The 25,662-nt window shown below is 71.4% G+C and carries 23 protein-coding genes; 19 read left to right on the top strand and 4 right to left on the bottom strand.

Going from position 1 to position 25,662, the window contains the following annotated elements; genetic code table 11:
* Positions 1 to 147 precede the first annotated feature (147 nt).
* A complete protein-coding gene (locus O7614_RS16895; RefSeq protein ID WP_278139417.1) occupies positions 148 to 1,092 on the top strand; it encodes a diacylglycerol kinase in 945 nt (314 codons plus the stop codon).
* On the opposite strand, the gene O7614_RS16900 is transcribed toward O7614_RS16895, so the two are convergent.
* Complete coding sequence (locus O7614_RS16900) at positions 1,055 to 1,972, bottom strand: EamA family transporter (RefSeq protein WP_278139418.1); 918 nt, start codon at positions 1,970 to 1,972, stop codon at positions 1,055 to 1,057. The genes O7614_RS16895 and O7614_RS16900 overlap by 38 nt on opposite strands.
* A 341-nt stretch (positions 1,973 to 2,313) precedes the next feature.
* On the opposite strand from O7614_RS16900, the gene O7614_RS16905 reads away from it, so the two are divergent.
* From O7614_RS16905 to O7614_RS16915, 3 genes are all read left to right on the top strand, one after another.
* Positions 2,314 to 3,522, top strand: a complete 1,209-nt coding sequence (locus tag O7614_RS16905) for an MFS transporter (protein ID WP_278139419.1) — start codon at positions 2,314 to 2,316, stop codon at positions 3,520 to 3,522.
* Between the two features lie 163 nt (positions 3,523 to 3,685).
* Positions 3,686 to 3,994, top strand: a complete 309-nt coding sequence (locus O7614_RS16910; RefSeq protein WP_278139420.1) for a hypothetical protein — start codon at positions 3,686 to 3,688, stop codon at positions 3,992 to 3,994.
* On the top strand, positions 3,991 to 4,389 hold the full coding sequence (locus tag O7614_RS16915) for a hypothetical protein (protein ID WP_278139421.1): 399 nt from the start codon (positions 3,991 to 3,993) through the stop codon (positions 4,387 to 4,389). Before O7614_RS16910 ends, O7614_RS16915 begins: the two co-directional genes overlap by 4 nt.
* A 17-nt stretch (positions 4,390 to 4,406) precedes the next feature.
* Here O7614_RS16915 and O7614_RS16920 read toward each other — a convergent pair whose 3' ends face one another.
* Positions 4,407 to 5,174, bottom strand: coding sequence for an HAD-IA family hydrolase (locus tag O7614_RS16920; RefSeq protein WP_278139422.1), 768 nt, complete (start codon positions 5,172 to 5,174; stop codon positions 4,407 to 4,409).
* A gap of 86 nt (positions 5,175 to 5,260) precedes the next feature.
* Here O7614_RS16920 and O7614_RS16925 point away from each other — a divergent pair, with 86 nt between their 5' ends.
* Positions 5,261 to 8,059 (top strand): DEAD/DEAH box helicase, encoded by a 2,799-nt coding sequence (locus tag O7614_RS16925; protein WP_278139423.1) that lies wholly within the window; start codon positions 5,261 to 5,263, stop codon positions 8,057 to 8,059.
* 165 nt (positions 8,060 to 8,224) lie between these two features.
* A complete protein-coding gene (locus tag O7614_RS16930; protein ID WP_278139424.1) occupies positions 8,225 to 9,106 on the top strand; it encodes an MHYT domain-containing protein in 882 nt (293 codons plus the stop codon).
* 55 nt (positions 9,107 to 9,161) lie between these two features.
* Here the strand turns inward: O7614_RS16930 and O7614_RS16935 are convergent, their stop codons facing one another.
* Positions 9,162 to 9,812, bottom strand: a complete 651-nt coding sequence (locus O7614_RS16935) for a GntR family transcriptional regulator (RefSeq protein ID WP_278139425.1) — start codon at positions 9,810 to 9,812, stop codon at positions 9,162 to 9,164.
* Between the two features lie 180 nt (positions 9,813 to 9,992).
* On the opposite strand from O7614_RS16935, the gene O7614_RS16940 reads away from it, so the two are divergent.
* Genes O7614_RS16940 through O7614_RS17000 form a run of 13 tightly spaced genes read left to right on the top strand, consistent with a single transcriptional unit; the run spans position 9,993 to position 24,807 of the window.
* Positions 9,993 to 12,728 carry a carbohydrate-binding protein gene (locus O7614_RS16940; RefSeq protein ID WP_278139426.1) on the top strand — a complete coding sequence of 912 codons (2,736 nt, stop codon included), beginning with the start codon at positions 9,993 to 9,995 and terminating at the stop codon, positions 12,726 to 12,728.
* Positions 12,729 to 12,782: 54 nt separating this feature from the next.
* Positions 12,783 to 14,024 (top strand): extracellular solute-binding protein, encoded by a 1,242-nt coding sequence (locus tag O7614_RS16945; RefSeq protein ID WP_278139427.1) that lies wholly within the window; start codon positions 12,783 to 12,785, stop codon positions 14,022 to 14,024.
* Positions 14,011 to 14,967: a sugar ABC transporter permease gene (locus O7614_RS16950; protein WP_278139428.1), complete on the top strand. Its 957-nt coding sequence runs from the start codon at positions 14,011 to 14,013 to the stop codon at positions 14,965 to 14,967. The genes O7614_RS16945 and O7614_RS16950 overlap by 14 nt, the downstream gene beginning before the upstream one ends.
* Positions 14,964 to 15,794, top strand: coding sequence for a carbohydrate ABC transporter permease (locus O7614_RS16955; RefSeq protein ID WP_278139429.1), 831 nt, complete (start codon positions 14,964 to 14,966; stop codon positions 15,792 to 15,794). The genes O7614_RS16950 and O7614_RS16955 overlap by 4 nt, the downstream gene beginning before the upstream one ends.
* Positions 15,791 to 17,725 (top strand): hypothetical protein, encoded by a 1,935-nt coding sequence (locus tag O7614_RS16960; protein WP_278139430.1) that lies wholly within the window; start codon positions 15,791 to 15,793, stop codon positions 17,723 to 17,725. The genes O7614_RS16955 and O7614_RS16960 overlap by 4 nt, the downstream gene beginning before the upstream one ends.
* Positions 17,722 to 18,516, top strand: a complete 795-nt coding sequence (locus O7614_RS16965) for a hypothetical protein (RefSeq protein WP_278139431.1) — start codon at positions 17,722 to 17,724, stop codon at positions 18,514 to 18,516. The genes O7614_RS16960 and O7614_RS16965 overlap by 4 nt, the downstream gene beginning before the upstream one ends.
* A 14-nt stretch (positions 18,517 to 18,530) precedes the next feature.
* The gene (locus O7614_RS16970; RefSeq protein ID WP_278139432.1) at positions 18,531 to 19,346 is read left to right on the top strand and encodes an amidohydrolase family protein; all 816 of its coding nucleotides are present in this window, start codon (positions 18,531 to 18,533) and stop codon (positions 19,344 to 19,346) included.
* Positions 19,343 to 20,314 (top strand): aldo/keto reductase, encoded by a 972-nt coding sequence (locus O7614_RS16975; RefSeq protein WP_278139433.1) that lies wholly within the window; start codon positions 19,343 to 19,345, stop codon positions 20,312 to 20,314. Before O7614_RS16970 ends, O7614_RS16975 begins: the two co-directional genes overlap by 4 nt.
* A gap of 1 nt (position 20,315) precedes the next feature.
* Positions 20,316 to 21,167: a fumarylacetoacetate hydrolase family protein gene (locus O7614_RS16980; protein WP_278139434.1), complete on the top strand. Its 852-nt coding sequence runs from the start codon at positions 20,316 to 20,318 to the stop codon at positions 21,165 to 21,167.
* Entirely contained in the window at positions 21,164 to 21,913 is a 750-nt protein-coding gene (locus O7614_RS16985) for an SDR family oxidoreductase (RefSeq protein WP_278139435.1), read from the top strand. The genes O7614_RS16980 and O7614_RS16985 overlap by 4 nt, the downstream gene beginning before the upstream one ends.
* A 55-nt stretch (positions 21,914 to 21,968) precedes the next feature.
* Positions 21,969 to 22,718, top strand: coding sequence for a (Fe-S)-binding protein (locus O7614_RS16990; protein WP_278139436.1), 750 nt, complete (start codon positions 21,969 to 21,971; stop codon positions 22,716 to 22,718).
* A gap of 20 nt (positions 22,719 to 22,738) precedes the next feature.
* On the top strand, positions 22,739 to 24,160 hold the full coding sequence (locus tag O7614_RS16995) for a LutB/LldF family L-lactate oxidation iron-sulfur protein (protein ID WP_278142285.1): 1,422 nt from the start codon (positions 22,739 to 22,741) through the stop codon (positions 24,158 to 24,160).
* Entirely contained in the window at positions 24,157 to 24,807 is a 651-nt protein-coding gene (locus O7614_RS17000; RefSeq protein ID WP_278139437.1) for an LUD domain-containing protein, read from the top strand. Before O7614_RS16995 ends, O7614_RS17000 begins: the two co-directional genes overlap by 4 nt.
* On the opposite strand, the gene O7614_RS17005 is transcribed toward O7614_RS17000, so the two are convergent.
* Positions 24,766 to 25,647, bottom strand: coding sequence for an endonuclease/exonuclease/phosphatase family protein (locus O7614_RS17005; protein WP_278139438.1), 882 nt, complete (start codon positions 25,645 to 25,647; stop codon positions 24,766 to 24,768). The genes O7614_RS17000 and O7614_RS17005 overlap by 42 nt on opposite strands.
* Positions 25,648 to 25,662: the final 15 nt, after the last annotated feature.

Consider the following 25,662-nt stretch of genomic DNA (forward strand, 5'->3'; position numbering starts at 1 on the left):
CGGCCTGCGCGCCGCCCGGTCAGCCGACGCCGTCCCCGTCCTTCGGGGGCGGCGTCGCCGCGTCACCGGCAGCGTCGGCGGCGGGACCGACGGTGACCGCGCCTGCCCCTGGTGAACGACGGGTGTCCGACCGGTACGGTGCTGCCCGTGACCGCAGACGATCACCTGCCGGGCCCGGTCGACCGCGCCCCGCTCCCCGGTGGCCCGGTGGCCGTACTCACGAACCCGACCGCCGGCCGGGGACGCTACCGCGCCCTGCTGCCCCGGCTGCTGGACGGCCTGGCCGCCGCCGGTCGCCCGGTCCGGCTGCTGCCGGCGTCCAGCCCGGGCGAGGCGGAGACGGCGTGTCGTACGGCGGTCGCGGACGGCGCCGGAGCGCTCGTGGCGATCGGTGGGGACGGCACCGTGCACCGCGCGTTGCAGGCGGTCGCGGGCACCGACGTGCCGTTCGGACCGATCCCCGCCGGCACCGGCAACGACTTCGCCCTGGACACCGGCTTCCCGGCCGACCCCCTCGCGGCGGCGGACGTGATCGCGTCCGCGCTACGCGACGGCCGCAGCCACACCGTCGACCTGGCCCGGATGAACGCGGTCGACGGCACCGTGCGCTGGTACGGGGCGGTCCTCGCCGCCGGGTTCGACGCGATCGTCAACGAGCGGGCCAACCGGATGCGCTGGCCACGCGGCCCCCGCCGGTACGACCTGGCGATCGTCGTCGAGCTGGCCCGGCTCCGCCCGCGCCGCTACACGCTGCGGCTGGACGGGGTGCCGCACGAGTTGGACGCGGTGCTGGTGGCGGTGGGCAACTGCCCCACGTACGGCGGCGGGATGCGGATCTGCCCGGACGCCGACCCGACCGACGGGCTGCTCGACGTGGTGGTGGCGGGCCGGGTCGACCGGCGAACCTTGATCCGGGTCAAGCCGCGCATCTACCAGGGCACCCACGTCAGCCACCCGCTCGTGCGCAGCTTCCGCGCCCGGACCGTGGAGTTGGCCGCCGAGGGCATCACCACGTACGCCGACGGGGAGCGCTCGTTGGGTTTGCCGGTGACGATCAGCGCCGTCCCGGGGGCCGTGCGGCTGCTGCGTTGACCCGTACCGCACCGATGCTGGCCGTGATGACCAGCGCGATGGCGGCGCATTCCAGCACCGTCAGCTCCTGCCGCAGCACCAGCCAGCCGGCGAGGGTGGCGACGGCCGGGCCGAGGCTCATCAGCACCGCGAACGTGGCAGTGGGCATCCGCCGTAGCGCCAGCAGTTCCAGGGTGTAGGGCAGCCCGGAGGCGAGCACCGCGAGGGCGGCACCGAGCGCCAGCACCGGCGGGTCGAGCAGCACCGCGCCGCCGTCGACGATGCCCAGTGGCAGCGTGACCAGCGCGGCGAGGGTCAGCGACAGGGCCAGCCCGTCCGCGCCCGGGAACCGGCCGCCGACCCGGGCGCTCAGCACGATGTACGCGGCCCACATGGCGCCCGCGCCGAACGCGAAGGCCACCCCGACCGGGTTCAGCCGGTCGAAGCCACCCTGCCCGAGCAGCGCCACCCCGGCCAGTGCGAGCCCCGCCCAGGCCCAACTGGCGAGTCGCCGGGCGCTGAACACCGACAGCGCGAGGGGGCCGAGGACCTCCAGCGTCACCGCCGGGCCCAGCGGGATGCGTTCGATGGCCTGGTAGAAGAGCGAGTTCATGCCGGCCAGCGCGAGCCCGAACGCGCCCACCGCGAGCCAGGCCGACCGGTCGTGTCCGCGCAGTCGGGGTCGGCACACCACGAGCAGCAGCACCGCCGAGATCGTCAGCCGCAGGGTGACCGCGCCGGCCACTCCGGTACGCGGGAAGAGCAAGGCGGCCACGGCGGAGCCGAACTGCACCGACAGCGCCCCGCCGAGCACCAGTCCCACGGCGACGACGCCACCACGCCGGGCTGGTGGTGTGTCGGTCGGCGGTGGCGTGGGCAGCAGGATCTCGGTCACGGGCACGACGGTAGGCGTTCAGTTCCGGCTACCTCCCGGCGGTGTGCACCCGCCGAAACGAGGGCCCTGTCATTCGGCTCGTGGCGAGAGATCGGATCTGTCGCCCTAGGCCTCGCTGGCCGTTCTGGGGGATACGAGAGTCTCGATGGCCGGATATCCTGCCCGAAACGATATTGATCCACAGTTGGGAGCTGGAATGCGCCTCGACCTGGTCACGGTCTCCGCCTCGCCGCGAGAGCCTGCCCGGTACTGATCGGGCACCACCGGACTCCCGCCGGTGGTTTGGTGCTCCTCGCCGCGGAGCGGTCCCACGCCGACCGTTTCCTTCCCTGGCTCGAGGAGCTATTTTGCGTGCCCTTGTATCCGCGCGTTTGGGCGCGGACTTCACCAAATTGTGGACCGCCGCCGCGGTGTCCAACGTCGGCGACGGCGTCACGATGGCCGCCGGCCCGTTACTGGTCGCCTCCGTCACCGACAAGCCGGCCCTCATCGCCGGAGCCGTCTTCGCGCAGCAACTGCCCTGGTTGCTGTTCGCCCTGATCAGTGGCGCTTACGTCGACCGACTCGACAAGCGCTGCATGGTGGTGGTCGTCAACCTGATACGCGCCGCAGCCCTGTCGGGGTTGGCGGCTGCCATCGCGACCGAGACCGTCTCCGTAATCATCATCTACGTCGTGCTCTTTCTCCTGGGTGGCGGAGAAACCCTTGCGGACACCGCCATGGGTGCCCTACTCCCGGCGTTGGTCGACCCCGACGAACTGGCCAGCGCCAACGCCCGGCTCTACGCGAGTTTCACCATCGGCAACCAGTTCGTCGCCAAACCGCTCGGCGCGTGGTTGTTCGTCATCTCAGCCGCCGTACCGTTTGGATTCGACGCGTTCACCTTCGCGATCTCCGCGGCGCTGATGGCGGGTATCCGGAGAGGTCCGATCCCCGCGAAACCCCGGCAGCGGACATCGTTGCGTGCCGAGGTCGCGGCCGGTCTGCAGTGGTTGTGGCGACACCGCCTGCTGCGGGTCCTCGCCCTCAGCATGGGCCTGAGCAACATCGCGTTCGGTGCCGCGTTCGCTGTGTTCGTGCTCTACTGCCGGGAGCGTCTGGGTGTGGCTGGCGTCGGCTACGGTTTCCTGCTGACCGCCTTCGCGGTCGGCGGCCTGGCCGGCACGACAGTCGCAGCGAGAACAACCCGAGCGCTCGGCGGCTCCGCGGTGTTGCGTGCCGGCCTGGTCATCGAGATCATCACGCATGTGTCCCTCGCGATCACGACGACACCATGGATCGCCGCTATCGTCCTGGTCATCTTCAGCATCCACGCCATGGTGTGGGGCATCGTCGTCACATCGGCCCGGCAGCGGGTCGTGCCGCCACCACTACGCGGCCGCGTCGGCAGCGTGTTCGCGTTGCTGGATCTCGGCGGTGCGGCGCTGGGGTCGCTCCTCGGCGGCCTGTTCGCCAGCGTCTGGGAGATCACCACGCCGTTCTGGATCGCCGCCGCCGTGATGGTGACGATCACCCTCCTCGCCTGGCGTCCCATGCGGGAGGCAGGAGCCGTCTGACAGCCCTGGCCCCGGTTCCGAGCGGCGACGTCTCGCCGCTCGGAACCGGGTGTCCGGGGTGGCGCTCCGCAGCCCTGACCGCGCTGGTCGTGCGCCGCCACCCGCAGAGCCGACACAGCGGTAATGTTCGCCAACGCGGTGCTACCGGCGTACGGTCCCTGGTATGACCAGCGCGATGCGGAAGCTGTCGATCTCCGTGCCACCTGACGTGGCTGAGCGCCTGGAGCGCGAGTCCAACGCCAGCGCCTACATCACCCAGGCCGTCCGTGACCGGATGCGGCTGGATGCCCTGGACGCGGAGCTGGCCCACCAGGGCATCCCGATCACCGAGCAGGGCGTGGCCGAGGCGCGCGCCCGTCGGGCTGCCGTGGAGGCCGACTGGTCGCCGGAGCGCCGCAGCGCCCTTCGCGAGCGGGCCCGCCAGCACGCGCTGGACGCAGCCGCCGGCGCGCGCGAACAACCGGCCGCGTGAGCCCCGAGGACGACCGCCCGGTCCGGCTCGTGCTGGACCGGTCGGCACTGCTGGCCTACCTGGTGGGGTCGGTGCATGTCGGGGAGCCGTTGCACGAGGTCATCCAGGATCGCAACAGGTTCGGCGTCACCGCCGTGACCGCGGCGGAGACCCTGGCGATCGTCAGCGACCCGAAGGAACGAGCCACCCTGCACCGGCTGCTGAACCTGGACGCCTGCGAAGTGCTCGCCACCGAGGGGCACTCCTGGCACGAACTCAGCTACTGGCGCACGGTGACCGGTCGCGCCGATCTGGCCACCACCGTGTTGGCCGTACTCGAACACGACGCCTCGATCCTGACCGGGGAGGATCGGTACGGCGACGGCGACCTACCGGTGATTCACATCCCGGGCTGACGGCACGCCGGTGCCGGTCAGGCCGGCAGGGCGAGGTCGAGCACCGCGCCCAGCCCGTTCTCCCGGCCCGGTTCGGCGGCCGGGAGCACCAGCACCGAACAGCCGGCGGCCACCGCGCCCGCGTCGGCCGGTGTGTCACCGACCATCAGGGTCTGCTCCGGGTCGACGCCGAGCATCCCGCAGGCACGCCAGAAGATCGCCGGGTCGGGCTTGCAGCGCCCCACCTCGTAGGAGAGCGCGAACGCGCCGACCAGGTCGGTCAACCCCCACGCGTCGAAGTGCGGCCGCAGGTCGAAGCCGATGTTGCTGACCACGGCGACCGGCACCCCGGCGTCGCGCAACGCGGTCAGCGTGGGCGCGGTGTCCGGGTACGGCAGCCAGCCGTCGGCGGTGAGCAGACGCTCGTAGAGCGCGTCGGCGAATCCTTCGATGCCCGCGTCGACGGTCTCGGCCAGCCCGGTGTACGCGCCCCGGTGGGCGTGTTGGTAGAGGTCCCGGTCGGCCCACAGCTCGGCCAACCGGGGCGGCACCCGCGCCGGCAGCGGACCGCCGGCCCGCCCGGCGGTCAGCAGCCGGTCGGCCAGCGAGGTGGCGCGGACCCGGTCCAGGGTGACCCCGCACGCGGCGGCGGCCTCCAGCACCCACCGCCGGGGCTCCTCCACCTGGGCCAGGGTGCCGTGGAAGTCGAAGAGCACCGCCTTCACGGGCCGTCGCGACGCCCGGGGGGCGGCGGCCTCGGCGTTGCCCGGCGGACTGGTCTGGGGCGGTTCGGCATGGTCCGGCACGCCGTGCACCCTACCGACCGCCGCCGACGGCCCCTCCGGACGGCCTTGTGGGGTGTGCTGTCCCGGCACGCACTAATCTTGGTCCCATGTCGAGTCCCGCCGAGCGGTACGCGGAGGCCCGCCGCCGGGCCGCGCAGGCCTCACAGTTTCCAGCGCTGGACGAGTTCGCCCTCGACCTGGGGTTCGACCTCGACGACTTCCAGCGGGAGGCGTGCCAGTCGTTGGAGCGGGGCAGCGGTGTGCTGGTCTGTGCCCCCACCGGCGCCGGCAAGACGGTGGTCGGTGAGTTCGCCGTCCACCTGGCGTTGCGCGGCCGGCCCGACGATCCGGCGGCGGACGACGCGACGACCCCGCCGACGCGGCGCAAGTGCTTCTACACCACGCCGATCAAGGCGTTGTCCAACCAGAAGTACCACGACCTGGTCGCCCGGTACGGCGCCGAGCAGGTCGGTCTGCTCACCGGCGACAACGCGATCAACGGTGACGCGCCAGTGGTGGTGATGACCACCGAGGTGCTGCGCAACATGCTCTACGCGGGATCCAGCACCCTGCAGGGGCTGGCGTACGTGGTGATGGACGAGGTGCACTACCTGGCCGACCGGTTCCGTGGCGGGGTGTGGGAAGAGGTGATCATCCACCTGCCCGCCTCGGTCACCCTGGTCTCGCTGTCGGCGACGGTGTCCAACGCCGAGGAGTTCGCCGACTGGCTGGTCACCGTGCGCGGCGAGACGGCAGTGGTGGTCAGCGAGCACCGACCGGTGCCGTTGTGGCAGCACATGCTGGTCGGCAAGCGGATGTTCGACCTGTTCCACGACGCCGATGCCGCCCGCAAGCACGACGTGCACCCGGAGCTGCTGCGCTACACCCGGGAGACCGCGCGGCGGTTGGAGCTGGGCGAGGGCCGCAGCGCGGGGCCTGGCGCGGGCCGTCGCGGCCCGCGCTGGCGTGGCCCGCTGCGCCCGGACATCGTCGACCGGCTGGACCGGGAGGGTCTGCTGCCGGCGATCCTGTTCATCTTCAGCCGGGCCGGATGCGCCGCCGCGGTGCAGCAGTGTCTCGCCGCCGGGCTGCGGTTGACCTCGCCGGAGGAGCGGACCGAGATCCGCCGGGTCGTCGAGTCGCGGGTCACCGCCATTCCCGGCGAGGACCTGACCGTGCTGGGCTACTGGGAGTGGCTCGACGGTCTGGAGCGTGGCCTGGCCGCGCACCACGCCGGCATGCTGCCGGTGTTCAAGGAGATCGTCGAGGAGCTGTTCGTCCGCGGCCTGGTCAAGGCGGTCTTCGCCACCGAGACCCTGGCACTGGGCATCAACATGCCGGCCCGCTGCGTGGTCCTGGAACGCCTCGTGAAGTACAACGGCGAGGCGCACGTCGACCTGACTCCGGGGGAGTACACCCAGCTCACCGGGCGTGCCGGCCGCCGGGGCATCGACGTGGAGGGGCACGCCGTGGTGGTGTGGTCCCCGGAGACCGATCCCCGGCACGTGGCCGGGCTCGCCTCCACCCGCACCTACCCGCTGCGCTCCAGCTTCCGGCCCTCGTACAACATGGCGGTGAACCTGGTCGGCACGGTCGGCGTGGAGCCGGCCCGGGCCCTGCTGGAGTCCTCGTTCGCCCAGTTCCAGGCGGACCGGTCGGTGGTCGGCCTGGCGCGGCAGGTGCAGCGCAACACCGAGACGATCGAGGCGTACGGCGCGGAGTCCGCCTGCCACCACGGCGACTTCGACGAGTACTTCGCGTTGCGGGTGGCGATCGCCGACCGGGAGAAGGCCATTGCCCGGCAGGGGCAGACCCAGCGCAAGGCCGCCGCGGTGGCGTCGCTGGAGCGGCTGCGCGTCGGCGACGTGATCCGGGTGCCGTCGGGTCGGCGGGCCGGGCTGGCCGTCGTGCTGGACCCGGCGACCGGTGGGTTCGGTGAGCCCCGGCCGCTGGTGCTCACCCAGGATCGCTGGGCCGGGCGGGTCAGCCCCGGTGACTTCACCACCCCCGCCGAGGTCCTGGCCCGGATCCGGGTCCCCAAGCACTTCAACCACCGTTCACCGGCCGCCCGGCGGGATCTGGCCGCCGAGGTGAGCGGCACCGGCCTGGACCGGCACGGGGGCCGACGGGGTGGCCGCTCCCGGCAGGTGACCGGCGAGGACCACCGGATCACCCAGCTCCGCACCGAGCTGCGGCGTCACCCCTGCCACGCCTGCCCGGAGCGGGAGGACCACGCCCGCTGGGCGGAGCGACGCCGACGGCTGGAGCGTGACACCGAGGAGCTGCGCGAGCGGGTGTCCGGTCGGACGGGTTCGCTCGCCCGGACGTTCGACCGGATCGTGGCGCTGTTGACCGACCGTGGCTACCTTGCCCGCGACGGCGCGGTCACCGACGCCGGACGGATGCTCGGCCGGATCTGGACCGAGGCCGACCTGCTGGTCGCCGAGTGCCTGCGCCGAGGCGTGTGGAACGGTCTGTCGCCGGCCGAGTTGGCCGCGGCGGTGTCGGTGGTGGTCTTCGAGGCGCGCCGCGACGTCGACGAGCGGGCGTCACTGCCACGCGGCCCGGTGGCCGACGCGGTGGACGAGACGCTGAAGCTGTGGGGGGAGATCGAGGCCGACGAGGCGGCGCGCGGGCTGGCCGCGACCCGGGAGCCGGATCTCGGTTTCGCCTGGCCCGTCTACCGGTGGGCGCGGGGCGAGGTGCTGGCCAAGGTGCTCGGCAGTGGTCACGAGATCGACGGTGAGATGCCCGCCGGTGATTTCGTCCGGTGGGCGCGACAGGTGGTCGACCTCCTCGGTCAACTCGCCGACTCCGGCGGCGCCTCGCCGGAGTTGCGGTCCACCGCCCGGCAGGCGATCGCCGCCATCAACCGGGGTGTCCTGGCGTACCACACCTCGGCCTGACCATCACCCTCGGTCACTATCGCTGTGGAATCGACGCATCGGACGGTTACCGCAGCAGCACGCGCCGAATCGCCCGGGGGGCACTGTTGCGCCTGATCACGGCACCCCTGATCATTGCTCGAGCGCTTTGTTGACGCGCCGGTAACGATGGGGGAGAAGGCCGCGGTGGGGGACATCAATCACTTTGAGTACGGGTGGATCACACCCGCGTTGAGCTACGCGCTGTCCGTGCTCGGTTCCGTCCTCGGTCTGGTCTGCGCCGGGCGCATCCGTACGGCACGGACGAGTGGCCAGCGGGCCTGGTGGGGTCTGCTGTCGGCCTGGGCGCTGGGCGGCACCGCCATCTGGGCGATGCACTTCATGGCCATGCTCGGGTTCGCCGTGGAGAACACCCGGATCCGGTACGACGTGCCGCTGACCGCGGCCAGCACGGTCATCGCCGTGGTGGCGGTCGGTATCGGTCTGGCGATCGTCGGCACCGGCCGGTTGAACGCCCTGCGGCTGATCGCCGGTGGCGTCTTCACCGGGGCGGGCGTGGCGGCCATGCACTACACGGGCATGGCGGCGATGCGGCTCAACGGCACTCTCGCGTACGACACCGTCCGGGTCGCGCTCTCCGTGGTCATCGCCGTCGTGGCGGCCACCGTCGCGCTGTGGCTCGCGATGACCGTTCGCCGAGGGTTGGCGATCTTCGCCTCCGCGCTGGTGATGGGCATCGCCGTGAACGGGATGCACTTCACCGGGATGAGCGCCCTGTCGGTGCACCGCCACGAAGGTGCGGGGCGCGAGGTGACCGGTGCCGGCGTGAGCACCCTGTTGGTGCCGATCATGCTGGCGGTGATCTTCGGGGTGGTCGGTCTGCTCTACGCCCTGCTCGCCGCTCCGACGGACGACGACCGGGCTGCCGCGGCGTACCTCAGTGGGCGTCGGGTGCCGGAGCCGGCGGTCGCGACGCCCGCCCCGGACCCGGTCGGGTTGCGTGCCCGCTCCACCCTCGGTCAGCCGGGCAACCCGTTCCCGTCCCGCCGGGACACGCCGCCGCGCTGACGCCGCTGCCCGGGGTGGTCGTGACGCCGACTGCCCCGGCCTGGTCGTATGGCGACTATTCGGCGGTCGTCTTGTCCAGGCCGCCGGAGGCGTGCTCGGCGAAGGCCAACGCGGCGGTCTCCGGGTCTCCGCTCGCGAGCGCGTTGATGAGGTCCGTGTGCCAGGCGACCACCCGCCCCCGGTCGCCGAGGTAGGCCGGGTCCCCGATCGCGCGCTGGCTGACCAACATGGGTTCGAGGGTGTCCCACAGGCGGGCGAGAACCGCCAGGTCGGTGGCCGCGATGACGCTGCGGTGGAAGTCGATGTCGAGGGTGCGGAAGCTTGCCCAGTCGCCCTTGTCCACCGCGGTCTGCATTCGGGCGACGATCGCCCGGAGCCGGGCGAAGTCGTCGTCGGCCAGGTGCCCGACGGCGATGCGCGCCCCGGCGGCCTCGAGGGTCGCCCGCATCTGGCGAGCGATGGCGAACTCCTCCGGGGAGATCTCGGTGACGTAGCTGCCCCGACGGGGCACCGACACCACGAGTCCGGCGTGGACGAGACGCTTCACCGCCTCCCGCACCGGCGCCTGGCTGATGCCGAGTTGTCGGGCGATCTCGGACTCCACCACCCGCGACCCCGGGGTGCGGCTGCCGTCGAGGATTGAGGCGAGGATCAGCTCGTAGACCTGGTCTGAGAGCAGACCCCTGCTGATAACGGCTTCCGTCATTGTCACTCCGTCGCATGCTGGGTTGCTGCCCACTCTAGCGATAGTCGATGAGGCTCGCGCCCCGCGACGCTCGGCCATCCACCCTGGTCCCTGCGTGCTTGACCGAGCACGAAACACGCCGTTGACCGCGTGGCAACGCCGCCCGTATGGTGTCGCAATCGATTAGCGATCGGAACAGCGATGACTTCTCGAACCACCCCGTCCCCCGTCCTCACTCTCCTGCTGACCGTCACGGTCACCCTCGCGTCGACCCTCCTCGCCGCCCACCCGGCGGCCGCGACCGGCGGCACGACCTACCACGTCAGCACCTCCGGCTCCGATGCCGCCCCCGGCACGCCCACCTCGCCGTTCCGCACGATCCAGCGCTGCGCGACGGTCATGGTGGCCGGCGACACCTGCCAGATCGCGGCCGGCACCTACCGCGAGACCGTCACCCCCGCCGCCAACGGCACGGCGACGAACCGCATCACCTACACCGCCGCGCCGGGCGCCCACGTGATCGTCGACGGAACCGACCCCGTCACCGGCTGGTCGACGGTCACCCCGGCCAACCTCACGGCGCTGCAGGCCAGCGATTCCACCCTGACCGGCTCGGAGTTCGCCGCCGCCGTCACAGCCGGACACCTGTACCGCGCCCCGGTGACCGTCAACGGAAGCCTGCCGGGCCAGCAGGTCTTCGTCGACGACGCGATGCAGCCGGAGGCGGCCTGGCCGCACGCCGGCAACAACCCCGCCGAGCCGATCCTCGCCTCCGCCCAGTCCGGCACCCAGACTTCCCTGTCCGACCCGGCCCTCCACCAGCCCGCCGGCTGGTGGGTCGGCGCCCGCCTCACGTCGCACAACTGGTTCGTCAGCGAGACCGGAACGGTGACCAGCTCCACCGTCGGTTCGGTCACCGCCAGCAGCCTGCCGGCCTGCGTGGGCCTCAGCCCCAACCAGAAGAACCTCTACTCCCTCACCGGAAAGCTGGCGCTGCTCGGCAAGCCGGGGGAGTGGCACTACCGACCGGCCGACGGTCACCTCTACCTCTGGGCCCCCGACGGCGCGGCACCGTCGTCGCACCTCGTCGAGGTCAAGAAACGGGAGTACGGCTTCGACCTGTCCGGTCGCTCGTACGTCACCGTGCTCGGGCTCGGGCTCAAGGGCGCGACGATCCAGACCTCGTCCACCACCCACCGCGTCGTCCTGGACGGCATCGCCGCGCGGTACGTGTCCGCCTACGCCGACCTGACCGTCGACCCGAACAAGGTGACCCCCGCCGACCCCTGCGACGTGCTGACCGCCGGGGAGACCACGAGTGGGATCCAGTTGCGGGGCACCGGCAACACGCTGCGCAACAGCACCGTCGACTGGAGTGCGGGCAACGGCGTCCTGGTCGCCGGAACCGGCAACGTGGTGAGCAACAACCGCATCACCAACACCAACTACCTGGGCAGCTACGCCGCCAGCATCAACCTCCTCGGCAGTGGTCACCTCATCAGCCACAACACCGCCTGGGGCAGTGGGCGCAGCAACCTGAACATCGACAACAAGGTCGCCGGGACGACATCCTCGGGTCACCTGATCCGCTACAACGACTTCGGCGACTACGGCAAGCTCGTCAACGACGTCGGCGCGATCTATGTCTGCTGCCGGGTCAACCTGGCCGACACGGTCATCGACCACAACCTGCTGCACGACGCGGCACCCGGGGTCGCGGCCGACGGCCCCGCGCCCGGGGTGTACCTCGACCTGGAGACGTACAACGCGACGGTGGCCAACAACGTGGCGTGGAACCGCACCACCTACGGCGTGGTGCTGATCAACCCCAACGGCGGTACGACGTCAGGCAACCGGGTGTACGGCAACACCAGCGGCACCGACCCCAAGGCCGTCAGCCTCTTCGGTGGCACGTACTCCTCCTCGGAGGTCCGCAACAACATCGGGACCGTCGACACCGCGACGGGCGTGACGGTGACCAACAATCTGCAGAACTCCACCAACCCGCAGTTCGTCAACCCCGGCGCGCTCGACTTCACCGTCGGTGCCGGCTCCCCGGCCCGCAACGCCGCAGCCGTGCTCCCACCGTGGACGGACGGCTCGACCGATCCGTCGCCGACCATCGGCGCGTACCCGTACGGCGCCACGAGATGGACCGCGGGGGTGCGTTCCACGGCGACCGTCGTCCAGGCCGAGTCCTTCGCCAGTGCTTCGGGAGTGACCACCCGCGCGGCCGGCACCGGAACGGTCGTCGGCAGCTTCGACGGCGGTGACTGGGTCCGCTACGCCAACGTGGCGTTCGGTGCGGGGCGCAACCGGTTCGAGACGAGCATCGCGACCGAGGCCGCGTACGCCGGGCAGCGGTTCGAGATCCGGATCGACTCGTCGACCGGGCCGGTCATCGGCACGGCGACGGTCTCGTCGACGGGCAGCTTCAACCGGTTCGGCACGCAGTACACCCCCATCGTGCCGACGAGCGGCACCCACGACGTGTACCTCAGGGCGCTCGGTTCGGGACCAGGCGTGGGCGATCTTGACACCATCGCGTTCACCCGACTGCCGGCCAGGTTCGATGCGGAAACCGCCGACGCCAGCTCGGGCACCACGGCGTCGCCGGGCGGCACGGGCTCGGTTGTCGGCTCGTTCGACGGCGGCGACAGCCTCACCTTCCGATCGGTGGACTTCGGCGGCGGACGGACCAGCTTCGTCGCCTCCGTCGCCGTCGATCCGGCGTACGCCGGTCAGAGCCTCGCCGTGCGCCTCGACAGCCCGAGCGGCACCACGATCGGCACGATGACCGTCGCCTCGACCGGGTCCTGGACACGGTTCGCCCCACAGTCCACCACGATCACGCCGACGTCGGGCATGCACGACGTGTTCCTCGTGGCCACCGGCGGCGCCGGCGTCGCGAACCTCGACTGGTTCTCGTTCGAGTAGCACCGCCGAGTGCCCGCCCTCGTCAGACGACTCACCCCCAACCAAGGAGCATTCATGCGATACCGCCCGCGCGGCCTCGCCGCGATTCTCATCACCTCGGCGCTCACCGCCGGTCTTCTGACCGGATGCGGCGCGGACGACGCAGGGTCCGGGAAGAAGGAACTCCGCATCCTCGCGAACATCACGCCGGTGCTGACCAAGGAGTACTACGAGAAGCTCGTGCAGCCCTGGGTCGCCACCCAGGACGGCGTCACCGTCACCATCGAGGTGCCCAGCGCCGAGAACGTCCAGGCCACCCTGCAGCAGGAGCTGGCCTCCGGCGACGTCCCCGACATCGTCGCGAGCAACCTGGACCCCGTCGTCGCTCCGCAACTGTTCGGGTTCCCCGAGGAGAACTGGGTCCTCGACACGCCCCTCGCCCAGCAGAACAAGGTCGACGGAAAGATCTGGCAGGTCGCGACCGGCGCCCAGATCCAGTCATTGGTGTTCTACAACAAGGCCGCCTTCACCGCCGCCGGCATCGACACGCCGCCGACGAGCCTCGACGACTTCACCGCCGCCCTGCGCAAACTCAAGGGCGCCGGGTACCTCCCGCTGCAGACCGCCGGTGAGTGGGTCACCGGGGCGCAGTTCGCGATGCTGGCCAACCCCGAACTACTGAAATCCGGAAACTTCTACGCCGACCGCACGAAGGGTTCGGCCACCTTCGCCGCCAGCGCCTACCAGCGCTACCTCGACGCGTACGCCGGGTGGATCCGCGAGGGTCTCGTCGACCGCAACGCGTTGGGCCTCAAGTACCAGGACTCCATCGAGGCCTTCACCTCCGGCAAGGCCGCGACGTACGTCATCGGCAACTGGATCGTCCCGTCGATCGACGAGGCGACGAAGAAGTTCGACGTCGGCGTCTTCCCGACCCCCTCGCTCGACGGGAGCCCGGTGGGGCAGCTCAGCGGGCCCGCCCAGCCGTACTCGATCCTGCAGGGCTCGAAGAACCGGCAGCTCGCGCTCGACCTGGTGAAGTACCTGGTCAGCGACAAGACCGCCATCGCGACCTCGCTCGCCTCCGAGGGCAACTTCCGCCAGGGCGTCCCGTACGACGGCAGCCCGCTCAACAAGTCGGTCGCGGCAATCCTGGACACGGCCCCGGGACTCGTCCTGGGCACCTCCGGTCCCGGCATTCCCGGCGGATTCGGCGATGAGCTGAACAAGCAGGTCCAGGCGCTGTACGTCCGCAGCACCCCCGCCGACGCGGCGGCCGCCCTCGACTCGTGGTGGAAGCTGAATGCCAACCAGTGACACCACCCCCGTCACCGGCGGGGCGGCCACGGCCGCCCCGCCGGCCCGGGCCGGCGGCCGACGCCGCGCCGGCCGGATCGACCTGCTCACCGACGCACTGATGATCAGTCCGGCGCTCGCGCTCGTCGTGGTGTTCGTGCTCGTGCCCATCGGGATCGCCGTCTACCTGAGCTTCACCAACTGGGACGGGTTCACCATGCCCGCGTCCTGGGTCGGCACCCGTAACTACGAGCGCCTCGCCCAGGATCCCGACGTGCTGCGGGCGGCTGGCCTCACGGCCGTCATCGCCGTGGTCGGCACCCTCGCCTGTAACGTCCTCGGCCTGGGGATCGCGCTGCTGCTCAACGGCAACTCGCGGATCAACACGGTGATGCGGGTGCTGGTCTTCTCCCCGTACGTGATCGGCCCGATCATCCTGGGCTTCCTCTGGGCGTCGATCCTCGGCACGAACGGCGCGGTCAACGCCCTGCTGCGCAACTCCGGCGGGGACGGTCTGCCGTTCCTCGCCGACCCCACCTGGGCGACGGTGACGACCATCGCGGTTGTCATCTGGGCGAGCTTCGGGGTGAACGTCGTGCTGTACCTCGCCGGCCTGCAGACCCTGGACGCCTCGCTGACCGAGGCGGCGACCGTCGACGGTGCGGGCCCGTGGCAGACCTTCTGGCGGGTCAAGCTGCCGGTGCTGGCGCCCACCGTGACCCTCAACGTGGTCCTCGCCGCGATCGGTCTGCTGCGGGTCTACGAGCTGGTGCTCGCGTTGACCGCGGGGGGCCCGGCGGGGTCGACGCAGACCGTGGTGTTCAGCATCCTCAGCACGTCGTTCAGCCGGTCGCAGCTCGGGTACGGCGCGGCCCAGTCCGTCGTTCTCATGGTCGTGATCATTGCGGTGACCGTCGCGCTCACCCAGGCGCGTCGTCGCAGTGAACGGGCGGTGGCCGCGTGAAAGCGATCCGGTTCGCCCGTGCCACGGCGCTCGTCGTGATAGCCCTGGCCATGCTGGGGCCGCTATACCTGCTCGTGACGAACGCGTTCAAGTCGCAGGAGGACATCGTCGGGTCCCCGTTCGGGGTGCCCACCGACGGCTTCACCCTCGACAACCTGTACGCCGCCGCCACCTCGTCGACCTTCAACGTCATCGAGGCGTACGGTACGACCGCACTGCTGGTCGTCGCCGTGAACATCCTGTCGATCATCGTGACCGGCCCGGCCGCGTACGCGATCGGTCGGGGTGTGCGCCGGGGTCACCGGGTCGTGCTCCTGCTCATGCTCGCCGGCCTGTTCATCCCGACCCAGGCGATCGTCATCCCGGTCATCTACGTGCTGAAGACCCTCGGCCTGATGGGCACCGTCGGAGGGCTCGTGCTCTTCCAGACCGCGCTCACCATCCCCACCACGCTCTTCCTGTTCACTGCCCTGGTGCAGAGCATTCCGCGGGAGCTGGACGAGGCAGCCCGGATCGACGGCGCGTCCAGGATCGGCACGTTCTGGCGGGTGATCTTCCCGCTCATGCGTCCCGCCGTCGCCACCGCTGTCGTGCTGAACGCCGTCGGCGTGTGGTCGGACTTCGTCAGCCCGCGACTCATCCTCGGGCCCGGCTCCGGCGTCTACACGGTGACGACAGGGGTCTTCGCGGCCGTCAGCAAGTACTCCACCGACTTCACCGTCGTGTACGCGAACATGCTGCTCGCCGTCGTTCCGGTGGTCGTGTTCTACGTGCTGCTGCAGAAACGCATCATCGGCGGCCTCACCTCGGGGGCGGTCAAGGGATGACGCCCCGCATCACCGCCGCCGTCCCGCTGCGCGAGCTGCCACGCTGGGCGTTGCTCGAACGCGAGTTGCTCTCCCGGCTCGACCGGGCCTGGCGTGAGTTCGAACGCCGCTTCTGCGAGCCGGACGGCCGGCTGCGCTACCACGGGCGGATGTACGGCCGTGACGGCGTGGACGACTTCTACGAGCCGTTCTTCAACTGGCCGACGCTCTACCGGATCGGCGGGTCACCCGACCTGCTCACCGCAGCCAAGCGGCACTGGGAGGGAGTGACCCGGCAACTCAGTGAGTACGGCTACCTGCGCGACGAGTACGAGATCGGCTACGACTGGTTCCACCAGGGCGAGTCCCTGCCGTTCCTGCTCGGGATCTGCGCCGCCGACCCGGCCGACACCGCCTTCCGGGCGCGGGCGCGGCGCTTTGCCGAGCTGTACCTGCCCGGCTCGGACAACTACGATCCGGCGACCCACACGATCGTCGCCCCGCACACCGGGGCCGGTGGCCCACGCTGGGGTGTCGGTGAGGACTGGGCGGAATACCGCGCCGACCAGCCCGGCATGCAGATCTACGGGTTGCCGTTGTTCGACGTGCCCGGCGTCGACTCCTGGGACGACCTGCGCGACCCGGATGCGGCACGGGCAATGGGCCAGGCCATGCAACAGCGGATGGGCCGCGGCGACACCGCCGTCAACCTCGCCGCGACCACCTTGGCGGTGAACGCCTGGCTCTACGACCACGACGAAGGCCTCGCCGACTGGGTGCTCGAGTATGTCGACGCCTGGCGGGAGCGTGCCGCCGCGAACGGTGGCCTGCTGCCCGACAACGTGGGGCCCTCCGGGCAAGTCGGCGAGTTGCACGGCGGCGCCTGGTACGGCGGGCACTACGGCTGGACGTGGCCGCACGGCCTGCACTCGATCCTGCCTGCCGCCACCGTCGCCGCCCTCAACGCGGTGGTGCTCACCGGACGCGTCGACCGACTCGACCTGGTGGACGGCACGCTCGACGCCGTCCTCGCCCACGGCGAGGTCGCCGACGGCATCGCGGCGCGGGGCAGCCTCGGGCCGGGCTGGGCAGAGCGGCTCGGCGCGGACGAGACCACCCGGGAACTGCTCGTGCCGTATCGGCACGGGCCGCAGGGCTGGTTCGACCGGCATCCCGTACCCCTGACGCCGGTGCTGTGGCGGGCCTGGGCGCGCGGCGACATCGCCACCGACACGCTCATCGAGCGGTTGCGTGCGGCCTCCGACACCGACTGGGAGGCGGTGCGCTGGTTCCACGACAAGGAGGAGCAGGGGCACGAGGCGCCGTGGATCGGTTACCTCGCCGGTCGCAACCCGGACTACCCCGAACGCGGGCTGGAGCTGGCGCTGACACAGACGTTGCGACGAATGGCGCTCATCACCGAGGCGCCCGACGAGCCGCAGGACGGCGACATCCACTTCTGGCAACGGCTCAACCCCGTGGTCACCGAGGTGCTGAGCCACCTCGTGACCGGGGCACCACCGGCGATCTACTACGGCGGGCTCCCGCTCGCCCGCGTCGTGATCGGTGACGTGCGGCTCGGCCGCCCCGGTCTGCCGGCCGACGTCGCGGCCCTGGTCACCACGGTCGAGGAACACCGGGTGGTCGTCGAGCTGGTCAACACCGGCGACGCCGAGCAGCTCGCCGTGGTGCAGGCCGGAGCCTTCGGCGAGGACGAGATCGTGGCCGTTGGTCACGACGTGGCAGCCCCCGGCTACCCGGGCGACGCATGGCGCTACGACGTCCCACCGGTGACCACCGTGCCACACCGCACCACGGTCGGCGGCGCACGGCTGGAAATCCTGCTGCCCGCCCGTACCCGCATCACCCTCGACCTCGACATCAACCGACGCGCGTACCGCGCCGCTCACCAGCACTTCGCCCATGGCACCACCCAGGAGGAACACCCATGAACCCCGACGCCCTCGAATCTGCGGCGACCGTCTGGCCGCTGCCCGTCCGCGGCGAGGCCTTCGACCGGGCCGACCCCGACATCCTGCGTCGGATGAACGAAGTGAGCGCCGCCACCGCGTGTGCCAAGCTCAACGGCCTCGGCATCACCCGTACCGCTGTGCAGGGGCCGGCACCGTTGGAGCGCGGCAGCCGCGTCGTCGGATCGGCGCTCACCCTGCAGTTCATGCCCCAGCGGGAGGACGTTGCCAGCGGGCTCAGCCAGGAGTACATCGAGCGGCACACGGCCCTCTGGGCGGTGCTGGAGACCGTGCAGGAGGGCGACGTCCTCGTCGTGCAGGCGTACGGCAGCTCGTTCACCGGCTGCTTCGGCGACATGCTGGTGCGCTACTTCAAGCGCCGCGGAGGCGCGGGCATCGTGGTCGACGGCCGTATCCGCGACGCCGCCCGGGTGCGGGAGCTGGGGGTGCCGATCTGGTGCACCGGGACGACCCCGCACTACGCCTCGCAGAGCGATCTGTTCCCCTGGGCGTACGACGTGCCGGTCGCGGCGGGGGGCGTGCTCTGCCTGCCGGGTGACGTGGTCGTCGCCGACGACGACGGCGCGGTCATCGTCCCGGCGGGCAAGGCACTCGAACTCGTGCACAGCGCCGAGGATCACGAGAACTGGGAGGACTTCAGCCGGATGCGCCTTGAGCAGGGCGCCCGGCTGTCGGACTACTACCCGCTGAGCCCGGACAGCCGGGCCGAGTACGAAGCCTGGCGGGACGCCGGCCGCCAACCGCTTGCCTGATCGTGGCGACCTCGATGGACGCCCACGTGCACGTCTGGGGCGAGGAGCTGCTCGACGCGGCCTGGCTCGACGAACCGGACACCCGGCCGATCCGTCGGGCGTTCGCGCTCGACGACCTCACGCCCGAGCTGGTCCACGCCGGAGTGGACGCCGTGGTGCTGATCGCCGCCGACGAGAGCGATGCCGGGGCAAAGCGACTGCTGGAGCGCGCGGCGAACGATCCGCGCGTGGCGGCGGTGGTCGCCTGGGTCGACCTCGGCGAGCCCGAGGTGGCCGGTCGACTCGCCGCGCTGCGCGACGGCCCTGGTGGCGACCTGCTCCGGGGTGTGCGGCAGTCGCTGGTCGGCGCGCCGACCTCATGGTGGACCGCGTCGACCAGCGCGGCGGGCCTCGCCGCAGTGGAGCGCGCCGGGCTGCTGCTCGAACTGCTGATCTCGCCGGAGCAGCTTCCGGCGGCCGCCGCGCTGGCGGGTCGGCATCCCCGGCTGCCGATCGTGGTCGACCACCTGGCCAACGCCGCTCGACCCGGCACCGACGTCGCTGCCTGGCGGCGGGCGCTCGCACAGCTCGCGCGGGCACCGCTCGCCGTCGCCAAGCTGTCCGGCCTCGGCACCGACGAGCGGGCCGCCTCGGCGCTGGTCGCGACCGCGTACGCCGTCCTCGGGGCCGATCGGCTGCTCTGGGGCTCGGACTGGCCGGTGCTGTTGCTCCGCGGTGACTATCGAAGCGAGCGCGCCCGCGCGCAGCGGCTGCTCGCCGGCTGGACCTCCGCCGAGCGTGCCGCGGTGCTCGGGGGCACCGCCGCTCGGGTGTACGGGACCCGGCGATGAGGGCGACCAACCTCGGGCGCTCCGGCGTCGTGGTCACCGAGTTGGGTCTCGGCACCGCGCAACTCGGTGGGCTCTACGAGCCGACGATGGACCAGCGAACGGCGAACGCGACCGTGGCGGCGGCGTGGGAGGCGGGCATCCGCTATTTCGACACGGCGCCGCACTACGGCCTCGGTGCGGCCGAGGAGCGGGTCGGTGTCGCGCTCGCCGGGCGGCCGCGCGAGGCGTTCACGATCAGCACGAAGGTCGGCCGTCTGATCGTGGAGAACGCCGACGGTGGGCGGGAACGCCGCTGGGGCTTCGGCGCCGATGCCGTCCGGCGTTCGCTCGACATGTCCCGGCAGCGGCTCCGGCTCGACCGGATCGACGTGGCGCTCGTGCACGACCCCGAGGAGCACCTCGATCAGGCGATCGACGAGGCGTTCCCCGCGCTCGCCGAGCTGCGCGCACACGGTGTGATCGGTGCGGTCGGCGTGGGGACGCGGAACCTGCCGAGTCTGCTGCGTTTCGTCCGCGAGACCGAGGTCGACGCGGTGATGGTCGCCGGCCGACTGACGTTGCTCGACGCCGACGCGCTCGTCGAGCTTGTCCCGCTGTGCCGTGAGCGGGGGGTGTCGGTGCTGAATGCGGGGGTGTTCAACAGCGGCGTGCTCGCGGCACCCGCACCCGTTGCGGGTGCGCACTTCGAGTACGCCACGGCCCCGCCACACGTGCTGGCCCGCGCCCGGGAGATCGAGGCGACCACGCTGCGGCACGGCATCAGCCTGCCCGAGGCCGCGCTGGCCTTCGCCGCCCACAGTGACGTCGTCTCGTCCGTGGTGGTGGGGGCCGACTCCCCGGAGCAGATCGTCCAGACGGCGGACGCTTTCGCCGCCCGCCACCGTGACCTGTCCGAACTCTGGCGAGACCTGCGGCCAGGTCGCCCTGGGGCGACCACCGCGCGCGAGCCCCACCACAGAGGAGAATGAGTTGAACTTCTTGCGTCTCGGCTCGGTCGGCCGGGAAATTCCGGCCGTCCAGCACGACGGTACGACCTTCGACCTGCGCGGCCTTACCGCCGACCTGGACGGCGCGTTCTGGTCGGCGGACGGGATCGCGCGGACCCGGTCCGCACTCGATCGTGGCGAGCTGGCCGAGCTGCCCGACGCGGACAAGCTGCGGGTGGGCGCACCCATCGCCCGCCCCAACAAGATCGTCTGCATTGGACTGAACTACCGTGCCCATGCGGCCGAGACGGGCGCGGCCCTCCCGGCCGAGCCGGTGGTCTTCCTGAAGGACCCGATGACGCTGGTCGGGCCGTTCGACGAGGTCCACGTCCCGCGCGGGTCGACCCAGACCGACTGGGAGGTCGAGCTCGCGGTCGTCGTCGGTACGACCGTCCGCTACGCCGACTCTCCGGGGCAGGCCATGCGGCACATCGCGGGGTACGCGGTCTCGCACGACGTCTCCGAGCGCGAGTTCCAGCTCGAGCGCGGAGGGCAATGGGACAAGGGCAAGAGCTGCGAGACCTTCAACCCGCTGGGGCCGAGCCTCGTCCCGGCGGACGAGGTCGGCGATCCGCAGTCTCTGTCGCTGCGGCTGTGGGTCAACGGGGTGCTGCGCCAGGACGGGTCCACCGCCGACATGATCTTTCCGGTCGCCCACATCGTCTGGTATCTCAGCCAGTTCATGGTCCTCTATCCCGGCGACGTGATCAACACGGGGACGCCGGCCGGGGTGGCGCTCGGGCTTCGGGAGCATCCGTACCTGCGCGCCGGTGACGTGGTGGAACTGGAGATCACCGGTCTGGGGCGGGCGCGGCAGACCTTGGTGGCGGCATGAGCGGCGAGTTCGTCGGGCTGTCCGCGATCGTCACGGGCGGCTCCTCCGGCATCGGCCGTGCCACCGCCGTTCATCTGCACGCCAGGGGCGCTCAGGTGGCCGTCCTCGACCTAGACCCGAGCGGACTCCCGGAAGGCGTCGCCGGCTTCGCCGCCGACGTGTCGAGCCGCCCGTCGGTGGCGGCGGCGCTCGCCGAGGCCGCCATCACACTCGGCGGCATCGATGTGGTGGTCAACAATGCCGGGATCGGGGCGACCGGGACCGTCGCCGACAACACCGACGACGAGTGGCGGCGCGTGCTCGACGTCAACGTGGTCGGCATGGCGAGAGTCGTCGGCGAGGCACTGCCGTGGCTGCGCCGGTCGGGTCACGCGTCGGTCGTCAACGTCTCGTCCATCGCCGCGCTCAACGGCCTGCCGGGCCGGGCGCTCTACTCGGCCAGCAAGGGTGCCGTGCTGTCGCTGACCCTCGCCATGGCCACCGACCACGTCCGCGAGGGCATCCGGGTCAACTGCGTGTGCCCCGGCACGGCCGACACGCCCTGGGTCGGTCGCCTGTTGGCCCAGGCCGAGGATCCGGCCGCCGAGCGGGTGGCGCTACGGGCCCGCCAGCCCATCGGACGCCTGGTGACGCCGGAGGAGGTCGCGAACGCCATCGTCTACCTCGCGTCGCCGCGCTCGGGTTCCACCACGGGCACGGCGCTGGACGTCGACGGTGGGGTCACCCACCTGCGGGTCCGGCCATGACGACTCCACACCGCCCGCACCGACCCGGGGCCAGCCGGATGGACAGGGGTGTGACGTGCGGATCGCGTTGTTCGTGACCTGCCTTGCCGACGCCATGTTCCCGCAGGCGGCGAGCGCGACCGTGCGGCTGCTGGAGCGGCTGGGCCATGAGGTGGTCTTTCCACCGGACCAGACCTGTTGCGGGCAGATGCACATCAATACCGGCTACCGGTCCGACGCGGTGCCGCTGGTGCGTCGGCACGTGCGGGTCTTCGACGAGTACGACGTGATCGTCGCGCCGTCGGGCTCGTGCGTGGGGGCGGTGCGGCATCAGCACGCGATGGTGGCCCGGCGGGCGGGCGACCCGTCGTTGACCAGCCGCGCCGAGTCGGTGGCGGCACGCACGTACGAGCTGTCCGAACTGCTGGTCGACGTGCTCGGGGTGACCGACGTGGGGGCGTACTACCCCCACCGGGTCACCTACCATCCGACCTGCCACTCGCTGCGGATGCTGCGGGTGGGGGACCGGCCGCGACAACTGCTGGACGCGGTACGCGGCCTGGACCTGGTCGAGCTGCCGGCCGCGGAGCAGTGCTGCGGGTTCGGCGGCACGTTCGCGCTGAAGAACGCGGAGACCTCCACGGCGATGCTGGCCGACAAGATGCGCCACGTGCTCTCTACCGGCGCGGAGGTCTGCACCGCTGGCGACGCGTCCTGCCTCATGCACATCGGCGGTGGGCTGGCACGGCTGCGGACCGGTGTGCGTACCGTGCACCTCGCCGAGATCCTGGCCTCGACCGAGCAGGAATCGATGGTGCGACGGTGACGCGCAGGACCTTTCTCGGGATGCCGGCGACCGCCCCGCCCGGTGTGGGGCAGCTGCGCGCAGAGCAATCGTTTCCGGCCGTGGCGCGGCGCAGCCTGGCCGACCCGCAACTACGGCGGAACCTCCGGCACGCGACGACGACGATTCGGGCCAAGTCGGCCGGCGTCATCGCCGAGGCATCCGACTGGGATGAGCTGCGTACGGCGGGCGCGGCGATCAAGGCCGACACCCTCAACCGCCTGCCGGAGCTGCTGGAACAACTCGAAGCAAAGGTCACCCAGGCCGGTGGCGTGGTGCACTGGGCGGCCGACGCCGTGGAGGCCAACCGCATCGTCACCGACCTCGTGAAGAGGGCCGGCGCGGACCGCGTCATCAAGGTGAAGTCGATGGCGACCCAGGAGATCGGCCTCAACGACGCCCTCCAGGCGGCCGGGATCACCGCGGTCGAGACGGACCTCGCGGAGCTGATCGTGCAGCTCGGCGACGACCGGCCCAGCCACATCCTGGTCCCCGCCATCCACCGCAATCGCGCCGAGATCCGGGAGATCTTCCTCCGCGAGATGCCTGGCGTCGACCCGACACTCACCGCCGATCCGGCGGCCCTCGCCGCCGCCGCGCGCCGCTTCCTGCGGGAGACGTTCCTGAGTACGCCGGTGGCGGTGTCCGGCGCGAACTTCGCCGTCGCCGAGACGGGCACCCTGGCAGTGGTGGAGTCCGAGGGCAACGGTCGGATGTGCCTGACGCTGCCGGACACGCTGATCACCGTCATGGGCGTCGAGAAGGTCGTGCCCACCTGGCGGGACCTGGAGGTGTTCCTCCAACTGCTGCCAAGGGCGTCGACGGGGGAGCGGATGAACCCGTACACGTCGATGTGGACCGGGGTCACCCGTGGCGACGGCCCGCAGGCGTTCCACCTGGTTCTGCTGGACAACGGGCGCAGCGCGGTGCTCGCCGACGAGGTCGGCCGGCAGGCGTTGCGGTGCATCCGCTGCTCGGCCTGCCTCAACGTGTGCCCGGTGTACGAACGTGCCGGCGGGCACGCGTACGGGTCGGTGTATCCGGGGCCGATCGGTGCCGTGCTGTCACCCCAGCTCACCGGCGTCGACGACAACGCCTCCCTGCCGTACGCGTCGACGCTGTGCGGCGCGTGCTACGACGCCTGCCCCGTGCAGATCAACATCCCGGAGCTGCTGGTGCACCTGCGTGCCGAGGTCGTCGACTCGCGACGCCGGCCCACCGCCGAGTCGATCGCGATGGCCGCCGCCGCGTACACGATGGACCGTCCGCGGCTGTACGAGGCCGCGCAGCGCGCCGCCCGACTGAGCCGGGTCGCCGGCCGGCGCGGACGGGGACTGCCGCCGCCGTTGAACGGCTGGACCGGCAGCCGCGACCTGCCGGACCCACCGGCGCAGACGTTCCGCGACTGGTGGGCTGAGCGGTGAGCTCGCGAGACCTCGTCCTCGGCCGGCTACGGGCCGCGCTCCTCGCCGGCGTCCACCCGCCGGTGGAGGTGCCACGGGACTACCGGCTCACGGGCCCGCCCGACCTGGGCCAGTTGGTGGAGCGCCTGACCGACTACCGCGCCCACGTGCACCGGGTCGCCGAGTCCGCTGTCGCCGACACGATCGCCGACATCCTGCCGATCGGGGGAACCGTTGTCGTACCGCCGGGCGTGCCACCCGCCTGGCTGCCGCCGACGGTGACCGCGATGCGGGACGACGGCCGTGGCACCGAGCGGATCGGCACCGCCGAGACCGTCGTGACCGGCGTCGCGGTCGCCATCGCGGAGACCGGCACTGTGGTCCTCGACGGATCACCCGACCAGGGCCGCCGGGTGATCAGTCTTCTGCCGGACCGACACGTGTGCGTGGTCCGGGCCGACCAGGTGGTGGCCACGGTGCCCGAGGCCCTCGCCCGGTTGACCCCGGGCCGCCCGTTGACGTGGATCAGCGGGCCGTCGGCGACCAGCGACATCGAGTTGGTCCGGGTGGAGGGTGTGCACGGCCCACGTCAGTTGCACGTCATCCTGCTGTCGGCCCCGTCGCAGTCAGCTGGGCGCGGTGAGGCGTTCGGCCGGGCGGCCGGGTGAACGCCGTTCGATGACGAGGGTGGTCAGCAGCGCGGCGTGGTCGGTCACCCCGTGCATCGGCACCAATCGGCGGCAGCAGAGGTTGATGTCGCCGGTCGCCATGATGTGTTGTAGTCGACCGTCGCCGATCCGCTGATGGCCCGGCGGCGTACAGGAGCGCACGTCGGGGTCGTGGCCGGCGAGGAGGTTGAGGTCGCCGCCGAGCACGACGGGCTGGTCGGCTGCGGCGCGGCTGATCGTCGGCAGGATCGTGTCGAGCAGGTGGTCGCACTGGGTGAGCGCGACACGGTCGCCGGTGGCGGACAGGTGCGTGGTGCAGGCGAGCAGGGCACCGTCCACGTCGACGCAGAGCCAGGCTCGTTCCTCGGGGTCCGCGAGGTCCTGAGTCGGGTGGATGCCGCGGTACACGGTGTGCGGGGTGTCCGTCGTCCGCACGTGGGTCAGCAACCCGATGCCGAACCGTTGGCCGTTGCGGCAGCGGGTGTCGTCGCCGCTCGGCCGGTCACCGGCGGCCTGGAACACGGCCACGACGGTCCGCTCAGGGTGGACGGCCTCGAAGACGCCGTGCAGCACGGGAAGGTCGTCCGCGCAGATCTCGTTGAGGGTGACCAGATCGGGTGCCTCGGCTCTGATCACCTCGATGGCCTTGCCCATCGCTCGGCCGGTGTAGCAGCCGGCGCGACCACTGTTGCAGAGGTTCATCTGGAGCATCCGCAGGATGGTGGGGTCCGCATCATCGGTGTGGACGGCCGCCGTCGGTGTCGCTGGGAGCGCGGCGGCGGCCAGCAGGCAGCAGACGGCCAGAGTTCGGCGCAGGAATCGGTACGAACGAGCGGCCACACGGACTCCGGGTGC

The sequence above is a fragment of the Micromonospora sp. WMMD961 genome, from assembly GCF_029626145.1.
In the GTDB taxonomy this organism is placed as follows: domain Bacteria; phylum Actinomycetota; class Actinomycetes; order Mycobacteriales; family Micromonosporaceae; genus Micromonospora.